The sequence below is a fragment of the Rhodococcus sp. OAS809 genome, assembly GCF_040546695.1.
Lineage (GTDB): Bacteria > Actinomycetota > Actinomycetes > Mycobacteriales > Mycobacteriaceae > Rhodococcus_F > Rhodococcus_F qingshengii.
Map to the genome: position 1 here is coordinate 274,368 of NZ_JBEPOI010000002.1, position 16,937 is coordinate 291,304.

Annotated in this window: 16 protein-coding genes and 1 tRNA gene; 8 read left to right on the plus strand and 9 right to left on the minus strand. The window is 63.4% G+C overall.

What is annotated here, in order from left to right; translation table 11 throughout:
• Nucleotides 1-47 precede the first annotated feature (47 nt).
• On the plus strand, nt 48-557 hold the full coding sequence (locus ABIE52_RS04435) for a DUF3145 domain-containing protein (protein WP_042445731.1): 510 nt from the start codon (nt 48-50) through the stop codon (nt 555-557).
• Between the two features lie 110 nt (nt 558-667).
• Here ABIE52_RS04435 and ABIE52_RS04440 read toward each other — a convergent pair whose 3' ends face one another.
• From ABIE52_RS04440 to aceE, 6 genes are all read right to left on the minus strand, one after another.
• Nucleotides 668-2,101: an acyl-CoA carboxylase subunit beta gene (locus tag ABIE52_RS04440; RefSeq protein WP_003941597.1), complete on the minus strand. Its 1,434-nt coding sequence runs from the start codon at nt 2,099-2,101 to the stop codon at nt 668-670.
• Between the two features lie 108 nt (nt 2,102-2,209).
• Complete coding sequence (locus ABIE52_RS04445; RefSeq protein WP_003941591.1) at nt 2,210-3,460, minus strand: KasA/KasB family beta-ketoacyl-ACP synthase; 1,251 nt, start codon at nt 3,458-3,460, stop codon at nt 2,210-2,212.
• 7 nt (nt 3,461-3,467) lie between these two features.
• Nucleotides 3,468-3,743 (minus strand): meromycolate extension acyl carrier protein AcpM, encoded by a 276-nt coding sequence (gene acpM / locus ABIE52_RS04450; protein ID WP_003941649.1) that lies wholly within the window; start codon nt 3,741-3,743, stop codon nt 3,468-3,470.
• Nucleotides 3,744-3,827: 84 nt separating this feature from the next.
• The gene (locus tag ABIE52_RS04455; RefSeq protein ID WP_007735477.1) at nt 3,828-4,736 is read right to left on the minus strand and encodes an ACP S-malonyltransferase; all 909 of its coding nucleotides are present in this window, start codon (nt 4,734-4,736) and stop codon (nt 3,828-3,830) included.
• A 127-nt stretch (nt 4,737-4,863) separates the two neighbouring features.
• Nucleotides 4,864-6,192 carry a PucR family transcriptional regulator gene (locus ABIE52_RS04460; protein WP_003941635.1) on the minus strand — a complete coding sequence of 443 codons (1,329 nt, stop codon included), beginning with the start codon at nt 6,190-6,192 and terminating at the stop codon, nt 4,864-4,866.
• A 99-nt stretch (nt 6,193-6,291) separates the two neighbouring features.
• Nucleotides 6,292-9,147, minus strand: a complete 2,856-nt coding sequence (aceE, locus tag ABIE52_RS04465) for a pyruvate dehydrogenase (acetyl-transferring), homodimeric type (RefSeq protein ID WP_042445740.1) — start codon at nt 9,145-9,147, stop codon at nt 6,292-6,294.
• Between the two features lie 233 nt (nt 9,148-9,380).
• Between aceE and ABIE52_RS04470 the strand changes: the two genes are divergently transcribed.
• From ABIE52_RS04470 to ABIE52_RS04490, 5 genes are all read left to right on the plus strand, one after another.
• Nucleotides 9,381-9,941 carry an Rv2240c family protein gene (locus ABIE52_RS04470; RefSeq protein ID WP_228401081.1) on the plus strand — a complete coding sequence of 187 codons (561 nt, stop codon included), beginning with the start codon at nt 9,381-9,383 and terminating at the stop codon, nt 9,939-9,941.
• A 177-nt stretch (nt 9,942-10,118) separates the two neighbouring features.
• A complete protein-coding gene (locus ABIE52_RS04475; protein WP_003941575.1) occupies nt 10,119-10,544 on the plus strand; it encodes a DUF3052 domain-containing protein in 426 nt (141 codons plus the stop codon).
• A 35-nt stretch (nt 10,545-10,579) separates the two neighbouring features.
• The gene (locus ABIE52_RS04480; protein WP_003941619.1) at nt 10,580-11,044 is read left to right on the plus strand and encodes a peroxiredoxin; all 465 of its coding nucleotides are present in this window, start codon (nt 10,580-10,582) and stop codon (nt 11,042-11,044) included.
• 32 nt (nt 11,045-11,076) lie between these two features.
• Nucleotides 11,077-11,148, plus strand: a tRNA-Val gene (locus ABIE52_RS04485).
• Between the two features lie 381 nt (nt 11,149-11,529).
• The gene (locus ABIE52_RS04490) at nt 11,530-12,549 is read left to right on the plus strand and encodes a cobalamin biosynthesis protein (protein ID WP_076948678.1); all 1,020 of its coding nucleotides are present in this window, start codon (nt 11,530-11,532) and stop codon (nt 12,547-12,549) included.
• Here the strand turns inward: ABIE52_RS04490 and ABIE52_RS04495 are convergent.
• From ABIE52_RS04495 to ABIE52_RS04505, 3 genes are read right to left on the minus strand one after another with little or no spacing between them, the layout of a single operon-like run.
• The gene (locus ABIE52_RS04495; RefSeq protein ID WP_050656438.1) at nt 12,490-13,428 is read right to left on the minus strand and encodes an SURF1 family cytochrome oxidase biogenesis protein; all 939 of its coding nucleotides are present in this window, start codon (nt 13,426-13,428) and stop codon (nt 12,490-12,492) included. The two genes, ABIE52_RS04490 and ABIE52_RS04495, sit on opposite strands and share 60 nt — an antisense overlap.
• Before the next feature lie 48 nt (nt 13,429-13,476).
• Entirely contained in the window at nt 13,477-13,968 is a 492-nt protein-coding gene (locus ABIE52_RS04500; protein ID WP_007735468.1) for a low molecular weight protein-tyrosine-phosphatase, read from the minus strand.
• On the minus strand, nt 13,955-14,650 hold the full coding sequence (locus tag ABIE52_RS04505) for an HAD hydrolase-like protein (protein WP_042445748.1): 696 nt from the start codon (nt 14,648-14,650) through the stop codon (nt 13,955-13,957). Before ABIE52_RS04505 ends, ABIE52_RS04500 begins: the two co-directional genes overlap by 14 nt.
• 56 nt (nt 14,651-14,706) lie before the next feature.
• On the opposite strand from ABIE52_RS04505, the gene cobC reads away from it, so the two are divergent.
• Nucleotides 14,707-15,741 (plus strand): Rv2231c family histidinol phosphate aminotransferase CobC, encoded by a 1,035-nt coding sequence (gene cobC / locus ABIE52_RS04510; protein WP_050656437.1) that lies wholly within the window; start codon nt 14,707-14,709, stop codon nt 15,739-15,741.
• Nucleotides 15,738-16,871: a Nif3-like dinuclear metal center hexameric protein gene (locus tag ABIE52_RS04515; RefSeq protein WP_030537562.1), complete on the plus strand. Its 1,134-nt coding sequence runs from the start codon at nt 15,738-15,740 to the stop codon at nt 16,869-16,871. Before cobC ends, ABIE52_RS04515 begins: the two co-directional genes overlap by 4 nt.
• Nucleotides 16,872-16,937 lie beyond the last annotated feature (66 nt).

Sequence of the window (16,937 nt, forward strand, 5' to 3'; positions counted from 1 at the left end):
ACAGAGGTCGTTGGGGAAGACGTCCCTCGTCGAAGCAGGAGGCTCGAGTGCGCGAAATGAATCAATTCGCGGACGTGACGACTGGTGTGGTTTACATCCACTCGTCGCCCGCGGCGCTGTGCCCGCACGTGGATTGGGCTTTGTCCGCCACGTTGGACAGCCCTGCCAAGCTCAGATGGACCTCACAGCCTGCCTACGACGGGCTTCTGCGTGCGACGACGGACTGGACGGGTCCCGTCGGAACCTGTGCCCGCCTGGTCGACTCGCTACGCGCGTGGCCGATGTTGCGGTTCGAGGTCACCGAGGACCCGAGTCACGGCGTCGACGGCGAACGGTACAGCCATGTGCCCGGTCTGGGCCTGTGGCGCGGATCCACCAGTGCGAACGGTGATGTCGTCGTAGGGGAGATGAAACTGCGGTCCATCATGAATTCCGGTGGAGACATCGCCGCGGAAATCGATCGGGCGATAGGTACACCGTGGGACGAGGAACTCGAACCCTTCCGGAGTTCAGGCGAAGGTGCCGAAGTGACATGGCTGCGAAGGCGTGTCAGCTGACCGAGGTCCATCCTGAACCCGGAGTGCTCTCGCGGCTTGAACGACAAAGACTCGAATGACAAAGGTGGGCCCCGCCGTATCGGCGAGGCCCACCTTGCTGTCCAGGGTTGTCAGAGCGGAATGTTCTTGTGCCGCGCGCGGACAGATGGTGCAGACGCGAGGGCAGCGGTCACGATGCTGCGAGTCTTCGCCGGGTCGATTTCCTCGTCGACGACGCCGATTTCGACCGCGCGGTCGACGCCGCCCGCGATTGCCTCGTGCTCGGCAGCGAGTCGGTCGTGCAATGCTTCACGCTCGTCGTCCGGTGCAGCTGCGAGGGCCCGCTTGTGCAGGATGCCGACAGCAGCCTTCGCACCCATCACGGCTACTTCGGAGTTGGGCCAAGCGAATACGGCCGTGGCTCCCAGTGCTCGCGAGTTCATCGCGATGTAGGCGCCGCCGTAGATCTTTCGAGTGACGACGGTGACGCGGGGGACCGTTGCCTCGGCGAAGGCGTGAAGTAACTTCGCTCCGCGTCGGACAACGCCTTCCCACTCCATCGAGACGCCCGGCAAATACCCGGGAACATCGACGACGACCACGAGCGGCACGCCAAATGCGTTGCACAGTCGCACGAATCGAGCGGCCTTCTCTGCACTTTCGGAGTTCAGGCACCCCCCGAGTCGCAGTGGGTTGTTCGCAATGACGCCAACGGTGCGTCCGGCCATCCGGCCGAAACCGGTGACGATGCTCCGAGCGTAATTGCCTTGCAGTTCTTCGAAACTCGACTCGCCTTCGACGTTGTCGAGCATTTCGTGAACGATGGGACGAACGTCGTATGCACGTTTTGCGGACGCAGGCATCATGGCGCGCAGATCGCTGTCGCCGAGTTCCGCTGCCCGCTGATCGAATTCGCCCTGCTCGCACATCATCGAGACCAGGCGTCGTGCGCGGTGCAATGCGTCGGCCTCGTCGTGTGCGGCGATGTGCGCGACACCCGACTTCTTGGTGTGTGTGTCCGGACCGCCGAGTGACACCATGTCGACCTGTTCGCCGGTGACACTACGAACTACGTCTGGCCCGGTGACGAACACTCGGCCTTCCGGCGCCATGATCACGACATCGGTGAGGGCTGGACCGTACGCGGCTCCGCCAGCAGCAAAGCCGAGCACGACGGAAATTTGAGGTATGAGACCCGACGCGCGGACCATGGCCTCGAAGACCAGTCCGACGGCGTGGAGCGCCTCGACGCCTTCAGCCAGACGCGCGCCACCGGAGTGCCAGAGGCCCACGATGGGGGACTCTTCCTCGATGGCGGTATCGATGGCTTTGACGAGGTGTTTGCAACCGTCGACGCCCATGGCGCCACCCATGACAGTGGCGTCGGAGCAGTATGCGATGGTGCGGACGCCGTCGATGTTTCCGGACGCAGCGAGCACACCGGACTTGTCACGGGCGTGGAGCGGCACTGTTGTGCCGGGGTCGAACAGATTTTCCAGGCGCGCAAGAGGATCGCGCGGGTCTGTCGATGATTCGGACTTTGTCACGGGGGCCAGGATGGTCATCGCGTCCTCCTTCAGTACGAGCCTTGGGTGGAACGAAAGGTCGGTGTTGTCCGCGGGTGACGTTGTGTTGCAACGACACCCGCGGACAGGTGCAAACCACGGTTCGGGCTAGGCCCGACCGAAGGCGAGCGCGACATTGTGCCCACCGAAACCGAACGAGTTGTTCAGTGCGAAATCGAAAGAGCCGGTTCGGGGTTCACCCTTGACGACATCGAGATCGATTTCTGGATCCTGGCTGTCAACATTGAGCGTGGGCGGGATGATCCCGTCACGCACTGCCAGAACCGTGAGGACTGATTCGAGGGCGCCGACAGCGCCGATCGAGTGTCCCAGCGCGGATTTCGGGCCGTACACCGCAGCGTGATTGCCGACCGCTGCGTTGATTGCCTTTGCCTCTGCGATGTCACCGATCGGCGTCGCAGTGGCGTGGGCGTTGATGTGCTTGATGTCGGACTTCGTCAGTCCGGCCATCTCGATTGCTCGGGTCATGGCTCGCGCCGCGCCCAGGCCTTCCGGATGCGGTGCCACGATGTGGTACCCGTCCGAAGTGATTCCGGAACCGAGCAGGCGGGCGTGAATCGTTGCCCCGCGTGCCTTGGCGTGCTCCTCGGTTTCGAGGATCATCAGGGCGCCGGCTTCGCCGAAGACAAATCCGTCGCGGTCCTTGTCGAAAGGACGTGAAGCTGCGGCCGGATTGTCGTTGTTGGTGCTCATCGCACGCATCATGGCGAAGCTCGCGATCGGAACGGCGTCGATGAAGCTCTCGACTCCACCAGCCACAACCATGTCCGCGTCACCCATGACAAGCATGCGGTGAGCGTGAGCAATTGCCTCGGAACCTGATGAACATGCCGACACCGGAGTGATGACGCCACCGCGGGCCCCGAGTTCGAGTCCGACCGTTGCGGCCGGTCCGTTGGGCATGACCATCTGCACCGAGAACGGGGACACCTTGCGGTATCCGCCGCCACGGAGCTTGTCGACGGCGTCGATGAGCGTGTCGCCGCCGCCGAGTCCGGTGCCGATGACAACGGCCAGGCGGTCCTGATCGACTTCAGGGCTGCCGGCGTTGCTCCAGACCGTGCGACTCAACGTGAGGGCAAGGCGTTCCACCCAGCTCATCCGTCGAATTTCGACGCGGGACAAGCCCTCGTCCGGTGAAACCTTCAGGTGCCCGCCGATGCGAATGGGAAGGTCGAACTCGTCGATGAACGGGTCATCGAGGATTCCGATGCCGCTTTCGCCGGCGAGTAGCGCCTTCCACGTGCCATCCACATCACCAGCCACCGAGGTCGACGTCGCGAGGCTCGTGACGACGATGTCGGGGAATTTCCCTTTGCGGGTAGAAGCGGAAGTCACGGTCGGCTCACTCTGCGTTCTTGGCTTCGGCGCCTTCGGCTTCGAGCTTCTGGATGTACGCGACGATGTCGCCGACGGTGCGCAGGCCTGCGAGATCCTCGTCGGGGACCTTCACGCCGTACTTGTCTTCGGTCTGAACGGCGATCTCGACCATGGACAGGGAGTCGATATCGAGGTCGTCCACGAAGGACTTGTCGACGGTGACCTCGGAAGGCTCGATACCGGTGACCTCCTCCACGATCTGGCCGAGTTCCGCGATGATTTCTTCCTGAGTGTGGGCCACTGGTGTGGCTCCCTTCTTGATCGATTGAGGTGGGGTGAAACGTCCGGCCGCCGTTCGGGCTGATCGGCCGGGTGGGCGTCCGAGCTAGGTCAGCTCGGACAGTGCGGAGATATCCTCCGGGTTCTTGAGGGCCACCGTCGGTGTGCCACGCATTTCACGCTTGGCAATTCCGACGAGGGTTCCGGCCGGCGGGAGTTCCACGATCGCGCTGACTTCTGCTGTCCGCAACGACGCGGAGCAGAGGTCCCAACGAACGGGGCGGGTTACCTGCGCGGCAAGCTTGGTGAGGGCGTCGGCGCCCGAGGAGACGGGTGTGCCATCCGAGTTGGAAAGCAGCGTGCGCGTCGGATCGGAAGGGGTGATCTTGGCGGCAGCAGCTGCGACGGCGTCCTGCGCAGGCGCCATGAAGCGGGTGTGGAAAGCTCCGGCGACGGGTAGTGCGCGGACTCGGGCCTTTTCGGGTGCGTTTGCTGCGAGTTCTTCGAGCGCGGTGAGCAGTCCGGCCGCCACGATCTGGCCGGCCGCATTGCGGTTGGCTGCTTCCAGCCCGAGTTCTTCGATTCGTGCGAGCACTTCGGCTTCGTCTCCACCGAGAACGGCTGACATGCCCGTGGGCTCGAGCGCACAAGCCTTGGCCATCTCGGCGCCACGGAGGGCGGCAAGCGCGACCGCGTCGTCAGCGGAGATAACACCGGCGACCGCAGCAGCGGCAAGTTCACCCACCGAATGGCCGGCAGCGATGACGTCGGCGCCGAGGAGCCCACGTGATTCGATTTCCTCGTATGCCAGCAGAGCAGCGGCAACGACGAGGGGCTGGGTTACCGAGGTGTCGGTGATTTCTTCGGCGGTCGCGGTCGTGCCGAGTCGGACGAGGTCCAGGCCGGCTGCCTTCGACCACACTTCGAGGCGGTCTTGTGCTCCGGGCAGTGCCAGCCAGGGGCTGAGCATGCCGGGTGTCTGAGAGCCCTGTCCCGGGGCGAGCAACGAAATCACTTATTAAGAGAACACCGCCGCGAGCGACCTGCGAGATGTCGGTCGCGATGAACTCTGGCGAAGTGTTTTGTAGGGTTCCCACAAAATCCCACGTCGCGCTCGGCCATCGAAATTGGACGCTCAGGGGTTACAGGTTTGTTTGTCCGGATGTTAAAGATGTGACTGAAGTAACCGAATTGTTCGATTTGAGATCGATTTGTGTCAATCGGCCCACGGTAGCGGCGATCCGTAGTACATACGCGTCGCGTGGATTCGTTGGATCCCGGCCGGTAACTTCCGCGATTCGCTTCAAGCGGTACCGAACGGTATTTGGATGAACAAACAGAAGACGTGCACAAGTCTCAACCGCACCTCCACAGTCGAGATAACTGTCTAAAGTATCGGTCAAGACTGTGCCGGATTCAGCTAAAGGCGCGACAAGGAAATCGCGAAGAGCCTTCACGGCAGCGGCGTCTCCCAGTAGTGCCCGTTCCGGGAGCAGTTCAGTCGCGAAAACGGGACGAGGTGCGCCGCGCCACCCGGCAACAGCCTTGATTCCCGCCAGAGCTTCGGACGCACTGAAGTGCGCTGCGCTCAACGAGGGTGTCGTCGGGCCGATCACCACCGGCTCGTCGGCGAAACTCATGAGCAGGTCTTGAAGGAATTGGCTGCCTTCCGTCTTGCTACTCAGTTCCCCGCTGACGATCATCACCAGTCGCGGACCCTGCACCACGGCGAGAACAGCGCGCCCGTGCGCGGCGGCAGTCGCGTGGACGGTGCCGGCAACCGAGACCCGCTCGTCCGGCGGGGGAGACCCGACGATGACGGTGGCCGGAGCCGTGGCATCCCAGTTCAAGGTGGCGGCGCGAGAGAGCATGTCCGAGCCGGTGTCTCCCTGCACGACGGCGTCGACGACGAGCGCTTCCAGTCGCGTGTCCAGGGCACCCCGCGACTCGGCAGCGCTTGCGTACACCGTCGCTGCTGCGAAACCGAGTTCACGCCCGTAGCGCAGGACGGCTTCTGTCAGCGCGATCAGCTGCTGATCGTTGCGGGCGAGAGCCGGCAGCCATTTCTCGAAGAACTCCATCGCCACCCGGACCATGTCGACGGTCTGGCGCAGCGTGAGCTGTCGAGCAAGATCCTGAGGGATGACCGGAAACGACTCGTATCCGAAGCTGATCTCCGAGTCGAGTTGCCGCAGCCATTCCAGGAAATTCACCACCGACGTCTGCACCAACAGTTGAACGTCGGCGCGTTGCGAAGCGTCGAGACTGTCGAAGAACGGAAGCTGCTCCTCCATCACGGTCACGGCCTCGGTGGAGAGCCGGCCGGAGAACTGTTTGACGCGGCGGAGCAAGGCTTCTGGAAGTGGATCGCGAACCTGACGACGGCGGGCGAGTACAGCCTGCAACCCGGACGACTGTGGTCGAGTGCGGCGTACGCCCTCTTCGGGTTTCTCGGGATCAGGTTCGGGCATGAGAAAAACCTACGCCCATCGCCGCAGCGGATGTCGAGATGACACCCGCGGCGATGGGCGTAGGTCTGTTTTCGATCGCTGGGACTGTTGCCCTACGACTTAGGCGCTACCGGTGTCCCCGGTCTGCTCGGGAGCAGCATTCACGTCGTCGATGCGGTATCGGCTCGCTGCTTCGACGGCCTTCGACCGCTCGATCGATCCTTCCTTCGCCAAACCGATCAGCACGGCAACGACGATGGATTCGGCATCGACGTTGAAGTAGCGACGCGCTGCAGTGCGGGTGTCGGAGAACCCGAACCCGTCCGTGCCGAGCGTGGTGTAGTCGCCGGGAACCCACTGACGGATTTGATCCGAGACCGCCCGCATCCAGTCCGAAGCCGCGACGACGGGGCCTTGGGCCGAGGACAACGCCGTGGTGACGAAGGGAACCGGAGCATCCTCGGACGGATTGAGCAGCGCCTGACGTTCGCACTCGACGCCTTCGCGGCGCAGCTCACCCCAGGACGTGACCGACCAGACGTCGGCCGAGACGCCCCATTCGTCGGCAAGCAGCTTCTGCGCGCGCAGCCCCTCGGGCATCGCGACACCGGAGACGAGGATCTGTGCCTTCGGGCCCGATGCTTCGGACGTCTTGTAGAGGTAGATGCCCTTGAGCAAGCCCTCGACGTCGAGACCTTCGGGCTCCGCCGGCTGAACGTACGGCTCGTTGTAGATGGTCAGGTAGTAGAAGATGTTCTCGCCACCGAAACCGTCGACGCCCTCGGTGCCGCCGTACATGCGGCGCAAGCCGTCCTTGACGATGTGCGCCAACTCGTACGAGAACGCGGCGTCGTACGTGACAGCTGCGGGGTTGGTGGATGCCAGGAGCAGCGAGTGTCCGTCGGCGTGCTGAAGACCTTCACCGGTCAGAGTTGTACGACCGGCGGTGGCGCCGAGAACGAATCCCCGAGCCATCTGGTCGGCAGCCGCCCACAGGCCGTCGCCGGTGCGCTGGAAACCGAACATCGAGTAGAAGATGTACAGCGGAATCATCGGTTCACCGTGGGTGGCGTACGACGTGCCGACTGCGGTGAACGAAGCCGTCGAACCGGCCTCGTTGATGCCCTCGTGCAGGATCTGGCCGATCGGGCTCTCCTTGTAGGCGAGCATGAGTTCGGCGTCGACGGACGTGTAGAGCTGCCCGTTGCGGTTGTAGATCTTCAGCGACGGGAACCACGAGTCCATACCGAACGTGCGAGCCTCGTCCGGGATGATCGGCACGATGCGCTTGCCGATTTCCTTGTCGCGCAACAGTTCCTTGAGGATGCGCACGATCGCCATGGTGGTGGCGACTTCCTGCTTGCCCGAACCCTTGCGGATGACGTCGTACGTCTTGTCCTCGGGGAGCTTGAGCGGAGCAGCGTCGGTGTTGCGGGAAGGCAGGAACCCGCCCAGTGCTTTACGACGGTCGAGCATGTACTTGATCTCGGGAGCGTCCGCGCCCGGGTGGTAGTACGGAGGCAGGTACGGATCCTTCTCGAGCTCGGCGTCCGAGATCGGGATGTGCTGCATGTCGCGGAACGCCTTGAGATCGTCCAGCGTCAGCTTCTTCATCTGGTGCGTGGCGTTGCGGCCCTCGAAGTGCTTACCGAGGGTGTAGCCCTTGATGGTGTGCGCCAGGATGACCGTCGGCTGGCCCTTGTGTGCCATGGCCGCTGCGTAGGCGGCGTGGACCTTGCGGTAGTCGTGGCCACCGCGCTTGAGGTTCCAGATTTCCTGGTCTGTGAGGTCCTTGACCAGTTCCTTGGTGCGGGGGTCACGTCCGAAGAAGTGATCGCGTACGAACGCGCCGTCGTTGGCCTTGTACGTCTGGTAGTCACCGTCCGGCGTCACGTTCATCAGGTTGACGAGTGCGCCGTCGCGATCGGCGTGCAGCAGCGCATCCCACTCGCGACCCCAGACGACCTTGATGACGTTCCAGCCGGCACCGCGGAAGAACGATTCCAGTTCCTGGATGATCTTTCCGTTGCCGCGGACCGGGCCGTCGAGGCGCTGGAGGTTGCAGTTCACGACGAACGTGAGGTTGTCGAGGCCTTCGGTTGCCGCGACGTGAGCGAGGCCGCGTGATTCGGGCTCGTCCATTTCGCCGTCGCCGAGGAACGCCCACACGTGCTGATCGGTGGTGTCCTTGATGCCGCGGTCGTTGAGGTAGTGGTTGAACCGGGCCTGGTAGATGGCGTTCATCGGGCCGAGGCCCATCGAGACCGTCGGGAACTCCCAGAAGTCGGGAAGCAGCCGTGGGTGCGGGTAGGACGGCAGTGCGCCGCCGAAGTCGGCGTGGGACTTCTCCTGGCGGAATCCGTCGAGCTGTTCCGCGGGGATCCGGCCCTCGAGGAAGGCGCGGGCGTAGATGCCGGGGGAGGCGTGACCCTGGATGAAGATGTGGTCGCCGCCGCCGGGATGGTCCTTGCCGCGGAAGAAGTGGTTGAAGCCGACCTCGTACAACGCTGCCGAGGATGCATAGGTCGAGATGTGACCGCCGACGCCGACGCCCGGTCGCTGAGCGCGGTGGACCATGATCGCGGCGTTCCAACGGATCCAGGCGCGATAGCGGCGCTCGACCTCTTCGTCACCGGGGAACCACGGCTCGTTTTCGGTCGGAATCGTGTTGACGTAGTCGGTCGAAGTGAGCGCGGGGAGTGCGACATGCTTCTCACCGGCGCGTTCGAGCATGCGGAGCATGAGGTAGCGGGCACGCGTGGGTCCGGATCGATCCAGAAGTCCGTCGAATGATTCGAGCCATTCGGTGGTCTCGTCCGGATCGATGTCCGGCAGGTACGACGCAACACCTTCGCGAATGACGCGAACGCGACCGTCGGTTCCCCCCGGCGTATTCGACGCGGGCGAACCCGACTCGCCGGCGGCGCCGGAATCGGCGTTCTGCCCGGACGCGGGACCCTGGATCAGGTCAGACAACGTGTGCTCCTCATTGGTTTGGGGACGCGTGGTGGGGCGTCCTTACATAGGTGATCGAGGCCTTGTTAGGTCCGACGCACTTCCATCGTGAATATGGCGCGTACCTCATCTTTCACCATCCCGGTCGGTCCGGCACACCTCGCCTCTGGTTACTCTCGGGTAGCGTTTTTCGGCGTGACGCAGGGGTGTGATGGTTCCCCGTAGTCACAGGCTTGGGGGATCGATCGGAACGTATGAAGGGGTGGGAAAAAATAAACAAAGAAATCAATTACGGCAGGGTCGGGGCGTGGGTCTCGGTCGGATCGATCGCAGTGGGACTGTCGGTGATCGTGGGATGTTCGGCGGCGGTGACCGGATCGGCAGTACCCAATGAAGCGCACGTGGCTGCATACCAATCCGAGGTGAGTATTTCGATGGCCGCCGCGTCCTCGTCGAAAGCGGCGGCAGATGCGGCAGATGCGGCGTTCGCGATCTGTGAGGAAGCGGTCTCTCGATCGAAAAACGACGTGGTTGCGTTCAATGCCTACGTCGACGCCGGAAATCATGGTGAGACCGACCTGAGAGCCGAAGCAAGCGCTGCTGCTTCCTCGGCAAGGGAGACGGCCTCGTGGTTCGACTCGGTCTCGAGTGAACTTCCGACGCAACTTTCCGGACTGTTCGCCGAATTGGCCGCGAACCTACGTTCATCTGCTGTCGTGATCGAGAGTGATCATTCGGCCGATGAAATCAATTCGATCAGCGATACGAGCAATTCGATTCGCAAGTCGATCTTCGATGAATGTGGATCCCTGTGACCTGCGGTAATCCGCAGGCGTAAGGTTCGCCGTGTGTCAGAAGACGATCTTTGGTGAAAGTTTTCGGCGTGGTCGGCTTGCGCTAACGCCTCAGACCATGTTCGCTTTCCCTAATTGATCGTCAAACGGTAGGTGTGCGGGGTCGCCACACACCATCAACAAAAGGAGGACCCCACCGTGGTCGCCGCGGCGGATGCCCAGAACTACGCTCAGAAACTCGGGATTACCACTGACATGGTGGTGCAGGAACTGGGCTGGGATGAGGATACCGACGACGGCATTCGTGCCGCGGTTGAGGAAACCATCGGCGGGGAAATGCTCGACGAGGATTCCGACGAGGTCATCGACGTCGTGCTGCTGTGGTGGCGCGACGAGGACGGTGACCTGGTAGATGCCTTGATGGATGCCATCGGGCCCCTCGCCGACGAAGGCTTCGTGTGGGTTCTCACTCCCAAGACCGGTCTCGACGGACACGTCGAGCCCAGCGAGATCGCCGAATCGGCGCCGACTGCCGGCCTGACGCAGACATCGGCAGCCAACCTCGGTGACTGGTCGGGAAGTCGACTGGTTCAGCCGAAGGCTCGTCCGGCCAACAAGCGCTGACCCGGTCCTTTCCGCACTTTCCCAAGGAATCGCACATGCCTCTCGAAGTTGGTGCCCAGGCACCGGATTTCACCTTGAAGGACCAGAACAACCAGGAAGTCTCGCTAGCAGATTTCCGCGGTAAGAAGAACGTTCTGCTGGTCTTCTATCCGTTGGCCTTCACCGGGACTTGTCAGGGGGAACTCTGCAAGGTCCGTGACGAGCTTCCGAAGTTCGAGAACGACGACACCGCCATTCTCGCGATTTCTGTCGGTGCTTCGCCGACTCACAAGATCTGGTCGGCCGAGCAGGGATACACATTTCCCTTGCTGTCGGACTTCTGGCCGCACGGTGAGGTCGCTCAGAAGTACGAGGTGTTCAACGACAAGTTGGGCTTCGCGAATCGTGGCACCTTTGTCATCGACAAAGACGGAATCATTCGTTTTGCCGAGATGAACGGCCCCGGAGAAGCCCGTGACCACGGACTTTGGGCAAATGCGCTTGCCGCGCTAGAGTCTTAGAGCACTCCCGGTGAGGGTCTCACCGGGAGTTCGGGCGTGTAGCTCAGTGGTAGAGCTCTGGTTTTACACACCAGCGGTCGGGGGTTCGAAACCCTCCGCGCCCACCGAAGAATTCAAGCCCCGATCTGCGTCGACGCAGATCGGGGTTTTTTCATTTTCGGCAACGAATTGTCCGCAATACGCCATTCTGGACGCATGTCCAGTTCTGTGATCGAAGTAGCCGTCGACCCGACGCGCGTGCATCCCACCCGTCCGCACATACACATCGCCGAGATGCCCAGTCTCAGTGTTGCGTAGTTCGCGGGGCAGACGATCCGGGTTCGTTCCCAGAGCGACGCACTGGCGACCGGGATTGCCCGTGTCTGGGAAATCAACCGAATGCACCGCTTGATCTACCTGACGATCGACTGGGACGGGTAGAGATCGGCTCGTGCAGACACGTGACGGTTGGCCAGAGAACGAGCGTCGCTGCTACAACTACGCTCGTGCAGATTTCGGTTCGTTCGTCCCAATCTCGATTCAATGCGCGAGCTGCCGGGCTTCTCCTCGGCTTCGTCGCGGATCGGGCATTCACCGATCCGGGGCGGTTCCATCCGGTTGCCGGCTTCGGAACCGCGGCTATCGCGCTGCAGAAGATGTCCTACCGGGACTCGCGAGCGGCCGGAACACTTCATGTCGCTGTGCTCTTGGCCGGCACCGCTGGACTTGGGCTCGCAGCCGAAGCAGCGTCGCGCCGGGCTGGTTGGGTGGCCGTCACGGGTACGACGGCGATAGCTACCTGGGCCGTGCTCGGCGGGACGTCGCTTGCACGCACCGGCATCGATATGGCCGCTCGATTGGAGGCGTCACAGGTCGATCGCGACCTGACGAAAGCGCGTGAGCTACTTCCTTCACTCTGTGGACGCGATCCATCGGTGCTGGGCGAGGAGGGCCTCACGCGTGCAGCGCTGGAGTCGGTCGCCGAAAACACCTCGGATGCAAGCGTCGGTGCAATGTTCTGGGGTGCAATTGCGGGCGTGCCGGGTCTGTTCGTCTACCGCGCTGCCAACACACTCGACGCGATGATCGGCTACCGCTCCGAGAAATACCTCAGATTCGGGTGGGCTGCGGCGAGGTTCGACGACCTGGTCAACATCGTCCCCGCTCGGCTGACCGGTGCGCTGACGGCTGCGTGTGCACCGGTGGTGGGCGGCTCGGTTCAGGAATCACTGGCAGCGTGGAAACGCGACGCAGCGGCTCATCCAAGCCCCAATGCGGGCGTCGCGGAAGCGTCGGCGGCAGGGGCGTTGGGCATTTCGTTGGGTGGTCGGACCGAGTACGCGCACGGGGTGGAGATGCGTCCCGTCCTCGGCCGCGGGCCTGTGCCGACGCCGAACGATCTGCGCCGCGCGGCGAGGCTTTCGTCGGCGGTGCAGATCAGTGCAGTTGTGGTGTCAGCGGGTATTTCAGCGGGTATTGCCGTATCGATCGGCAAGTTTGGCTTCCTGCGCCGTCAGCGGCACTGATTCCGGCTCCGGCTTCTTGCGACGGCTGAAGGTACGAGCCGGTTCGGCGGGGTGTGAGGCAGGCGCGGACACCGGCGCTTCCGGGGTCGTCTCGGTAGCGGCGTCGCCGGCTGCGAAGCCGTCGACAGCTGCTTGAGCTGCCTTCTCCTTGCGACGTTCGCGCCACTCCGCGCGAATGAAGTAGGCCAGTCCGAGCGGCGCCATGATGCCGAACGCCAGCCATTGGAACCCGTACGAGAGATAGGGGCCTGCATCGAGTTGGGGGAGAGGGATCGTCCCCAGGCCGCCGGGCTGGTCGGGTTCGAGTTGGATGTACGCGTCGATCAGGTCCGTTCCGATGAACTCGCCGATAGGTTGTGCGTCGATCGAGTAGACCTGTTTCGCGCCGTCCTCGAACATCGGAACTCGGCCGGGCGCGGTGCCTTCCGACAGACGCACGCGACCGTTGAGAGTGACCGGATCGGTCGGCGGCGCGGCGATGGGCGGTGCCTCGGCGCCGTTGATCGGCCGAACGTATCCGCGATTGACGAGGATCGTGCGGCCGTCGTCGAGAAGGAACGGCGTCAGGATCTCGTACGACGGTGCGCCCTCGATGGACTGCAGTCGAACGAGGATGTCGGCGTCGGGCAGATAGGTGCCTGCCGCGGTGATGTTTCGCCATTCGTCGTCCGGTGCGATCGTCGAATCGGCGATGACGTCACCGATCGGCACGGTCTCCGCGTTGATCGAGTTCGAGATCAGATCATTGCGGTGCTCGGTCTTTGTGTTCTTGCCGAGTTGCCATGGGGCGAGCACGGTGAAGCACAGGTAGGCGAAGAGCCCGACCACAGCTGCCAGTACCAACCAACCGGGCCGCAACAGGAATTTCAGTCTTCGCACACGTCCACGGTATCCGTTGCCCGAACGGGAGTGAATTTTGCTCCGGGTTCAGGCCCGCTCGCGGATCCAGTCGAGTATGTCGGGAATGGCTGCTTCGATCTGGTCTCGCACCAGTTCGAAGTCCTCCTGATCCCCGTAGTACGGGTCCGGAACCGATTCTCCGTCAGCCTCGGGGTCGAACGATCGCAGTAGGCGCCGACGCTCGGTGGGCACGCCGAGATGAGCAAGCTCACGTTCATGGCCGGTGTCGAGGGCGACGACCAGATCGGCCGCGAGATGATCTGCATTGACCTGCGCGGCACTGTGGCCCGTCGGATATCCGGCCGCTCGGAGCACGACGTTGGTCCGCTCGTCGGCCTCGCTACCGGTGTGAAACCCCTCGGTACCTGCACTGCTGACACGGACTCGGTCGGCGAGGCCTTCACGGTCCAGATGCGCGAGCAAGATCTTTTCGGCCATCGGTGACCGGCAGATATTGCCGGTGCACACAAACGTCACATGAAGTGGTTCAGTCACGTGGAGTGGTTCAGTGGCGGCCATCGAGAAGTCCTCCCAGTTCGGATGCCGACGATACGGAGCGAAACGCTTGCCGCGCTTCCTCGGCGGAACCGTAGCCCCATTCGACGACGACGGTGGGGATGCCGTACTTCGCGGCGCCGAGCACGTCGTGATCACGGTCGCCGATCATGAGAACGTCGGGGGTTCCGCCGTCGGATGCGAGGACGGGAGTGATCCCGAGTGAGGTCAGCGAATGCGCGATCACATCGGGTTTCGCCCGACGAGTTCCGTCGTCACTCGCGCCGCCGATGAACTCGAAGTGCTCGGCCAGGCCGAAATGCTCGAGGATTCGAATGGCGAATCGCTCCGACTTGGAGGTGGCGACGGCCAGTCGGGTGCCGCTCGCGCGAGCCTTACCCAGGACGACGTCCATGCCTTCGTACACCGAGTTCTCCTGCCACCCGGTCGCGTCGTAACGCTCGATGTACGCGGCGATCGCCCGATCCACGTCCGCCGGGGCCATACCGAGTGACCTGAAGGTGTCGACCATCGGCGGGCCGATCACCGATGCCAACATCGCTTCCGTCGGCTCCGGATGGCCGACAGTTGCCAACGCGTGTCGGAAGCCGCCGTGAATGCCGGGAGCGGAATCGGTGATGGTGCCGTCCAGATCGAACAGAACTACGGGAAAGCGGTCGAGCGGTGGTGTCGTCACGGCACTCATTGTCCCGGACGGCAGGGGTGATGTCCGCGCACGGTGCTCGACCGTAGGCTGACCGGGTGAGTACCGGAACGGTTGACCTGGAGAGCTTGCGACATCACGGCGATGTCGAAGCGGAGCCCGGGTTACTCGATTTTGCCGTCAACGTTCAAGGCTCCGGCCCGCCGAAGTGGTTGCGGGATCGGCTGGCCGCAGGGCTGGCGACGCTCGGTTCGTACCCGTCGGCCGCAGCGGAACTGAAGGCTCGCGAAACGGTCGCGCAGCGGCACGGGCGCCGGCCCGAAGAGGTGTTGTTGCTCTCGGGCGGTGCCGAGGGATTCGCGATGCTGCCGCGCCTGGGCGCTCGTTCGGCAGCGCTGATCCATCCGTCGTTCACCGAGCCGGAACTGGCACTGCGAGAGGCCGGTGTGCCGGTGACTCAAGTGATTCTGGAGCCGCCTTTCGAGCTTCGGACCGCGCAGGTACCCGAATCCGCGGACCTTGTCGTTCTGGGCAATCCGACCAACCCGACGTCCGTGCTTCACCCCAAGGCCGATGTGTTGGCATTGCGTCAGCCGGGCCGGATCCTGGTGGTGGACGAGGCCTTCGGCGACGCGGTCCCCGGCGAAACGGAGAGCATCGCCGGTGTCGAGTCGGCGGATGTACTGGTCCTTCGGAGCCTGACCAAGACGTGGGCGCTCGCCGGATTGCGGTGTGGATACGCGATCGGCTCTCCCGATCTTCTGGCTCGACTCAGTCACGGCCGAGCCCACTGGCCATTGGGCAGTCTGCAGATCGAGGCCATCACGGCGTGCTGCGAACCGTTTGCCGTCGAGCAGTCGAGGATCAAAGCCGACGCGATTGCCGTGGACCGCCGAGACATGTCGCGGCGACTGACCGAGATCGGGATTGCCGTGCACCAACCCGCTGCGGGGCCGTTCGTGCTCATCGACGTCCGTGACGGCGCCACGATGCGAGAGCACCTGCGTGCCCGCGGAATCGCCGTCCGCAGGTGCGACACCTTTCCCGGACTCGGCCCGGATCGGCTGCGCGTGGCCGTCCGTCCAGCCGAGCAGGTTGCGGTACTGATCGAAGCGATGAAGGAGATCTTGTGAGTGGCCCCACCCTTGCGGACGTCATAGCCGTGCTGGAATCCGCGTATCCGCCGGCCCTGGCGGAATCGTGGGACTCGGTCGGTCTGGTCTGCGGCGATCCGGCCGACGCTGTGACGAGAGTGGTTTTCGCGGTGGATCCGACCGAGGCAGTGGTCGACGACGCCATCGCCTCCGGTGCCGACCTTCTGGTCGTTCACCATCCACTTCTGCTGCGTGGGGTGGACACCGTCGGTGCTCACACACCCAAAGGTGCGTTGGTTCACAAGCTCATCAAGGCGGGATGCGCACTGTTCTCGGCGCACACCAATGCGGACTCGGCCGACCCCGGAGTGTCCGACGCGTTGGCGCAGGCTCTGGGCCTGACCGTGCTTCGCCCGATCGAACCCAAGCCGACGCAGCCGCTCGACAAGTGGGTCGTCATGGTTCCGGTGGAGAATGCATCGGCCGTGCAGGATGCACTTTTCGAGGCCGGGGCTGGGCGGATCGGTGACTACAGCCAGTGCAGTTGGACCGTCACCGGTACGGGTCAGTTCCTGCCCGCCGACGGAGCGAATCCGACGATCGGGACCGTCGGCGCTGTGGAGCAGGTTCGCGAGAATCGTGTGGAAGTGATTGCCCCTCGCGGAAAGCGAAGCGCAGTGCTGGGCGCATTGCGTGCCTCCCATCCGTACGAGGAACCGGCCTTCGATGTCTTCGAACTCGCAGCGTTCCCCAGTTCACTCGGACTCGGGCGGTTGGGTGAGCTCGACCACCCCGAAACCTTGCGGGAATTCACCGCGCGAGTGGCGCGCTCACTGCCCTCGACCGAGTGGGGTGTTCGCGCGGCCGGAGATCCAGACGCGACCGTTCGTACCGTGGCGGTGTGCGGCGGTTCCGGCGACTCGTATCTCGACGTGGTGGCGGCACTGGGCGCCGACGTCTACGTCACTGCGGACCTGCGGCATCATCCCGCGGACGAGCATCTACGCGCCGGTGGCCCGGCTCTGGTCGACGTCGCGCACTGGGCGAGTGAATACCCGTGGTGCGCGCAGGCGAAATCGGTGCTCGACGCCGCGTTTGCCGACAATCCGGAGTGGGAAAGCCGGGTTTCGACAATTCGCACCGATCCGTGGTGTTTGAGTGCGCATTAGTGCAGCGCTCTGCAAGGTACGGTTGCACGAACAATTCAAGAGCAGTTCTTCGAGAGCCGTCCTTCG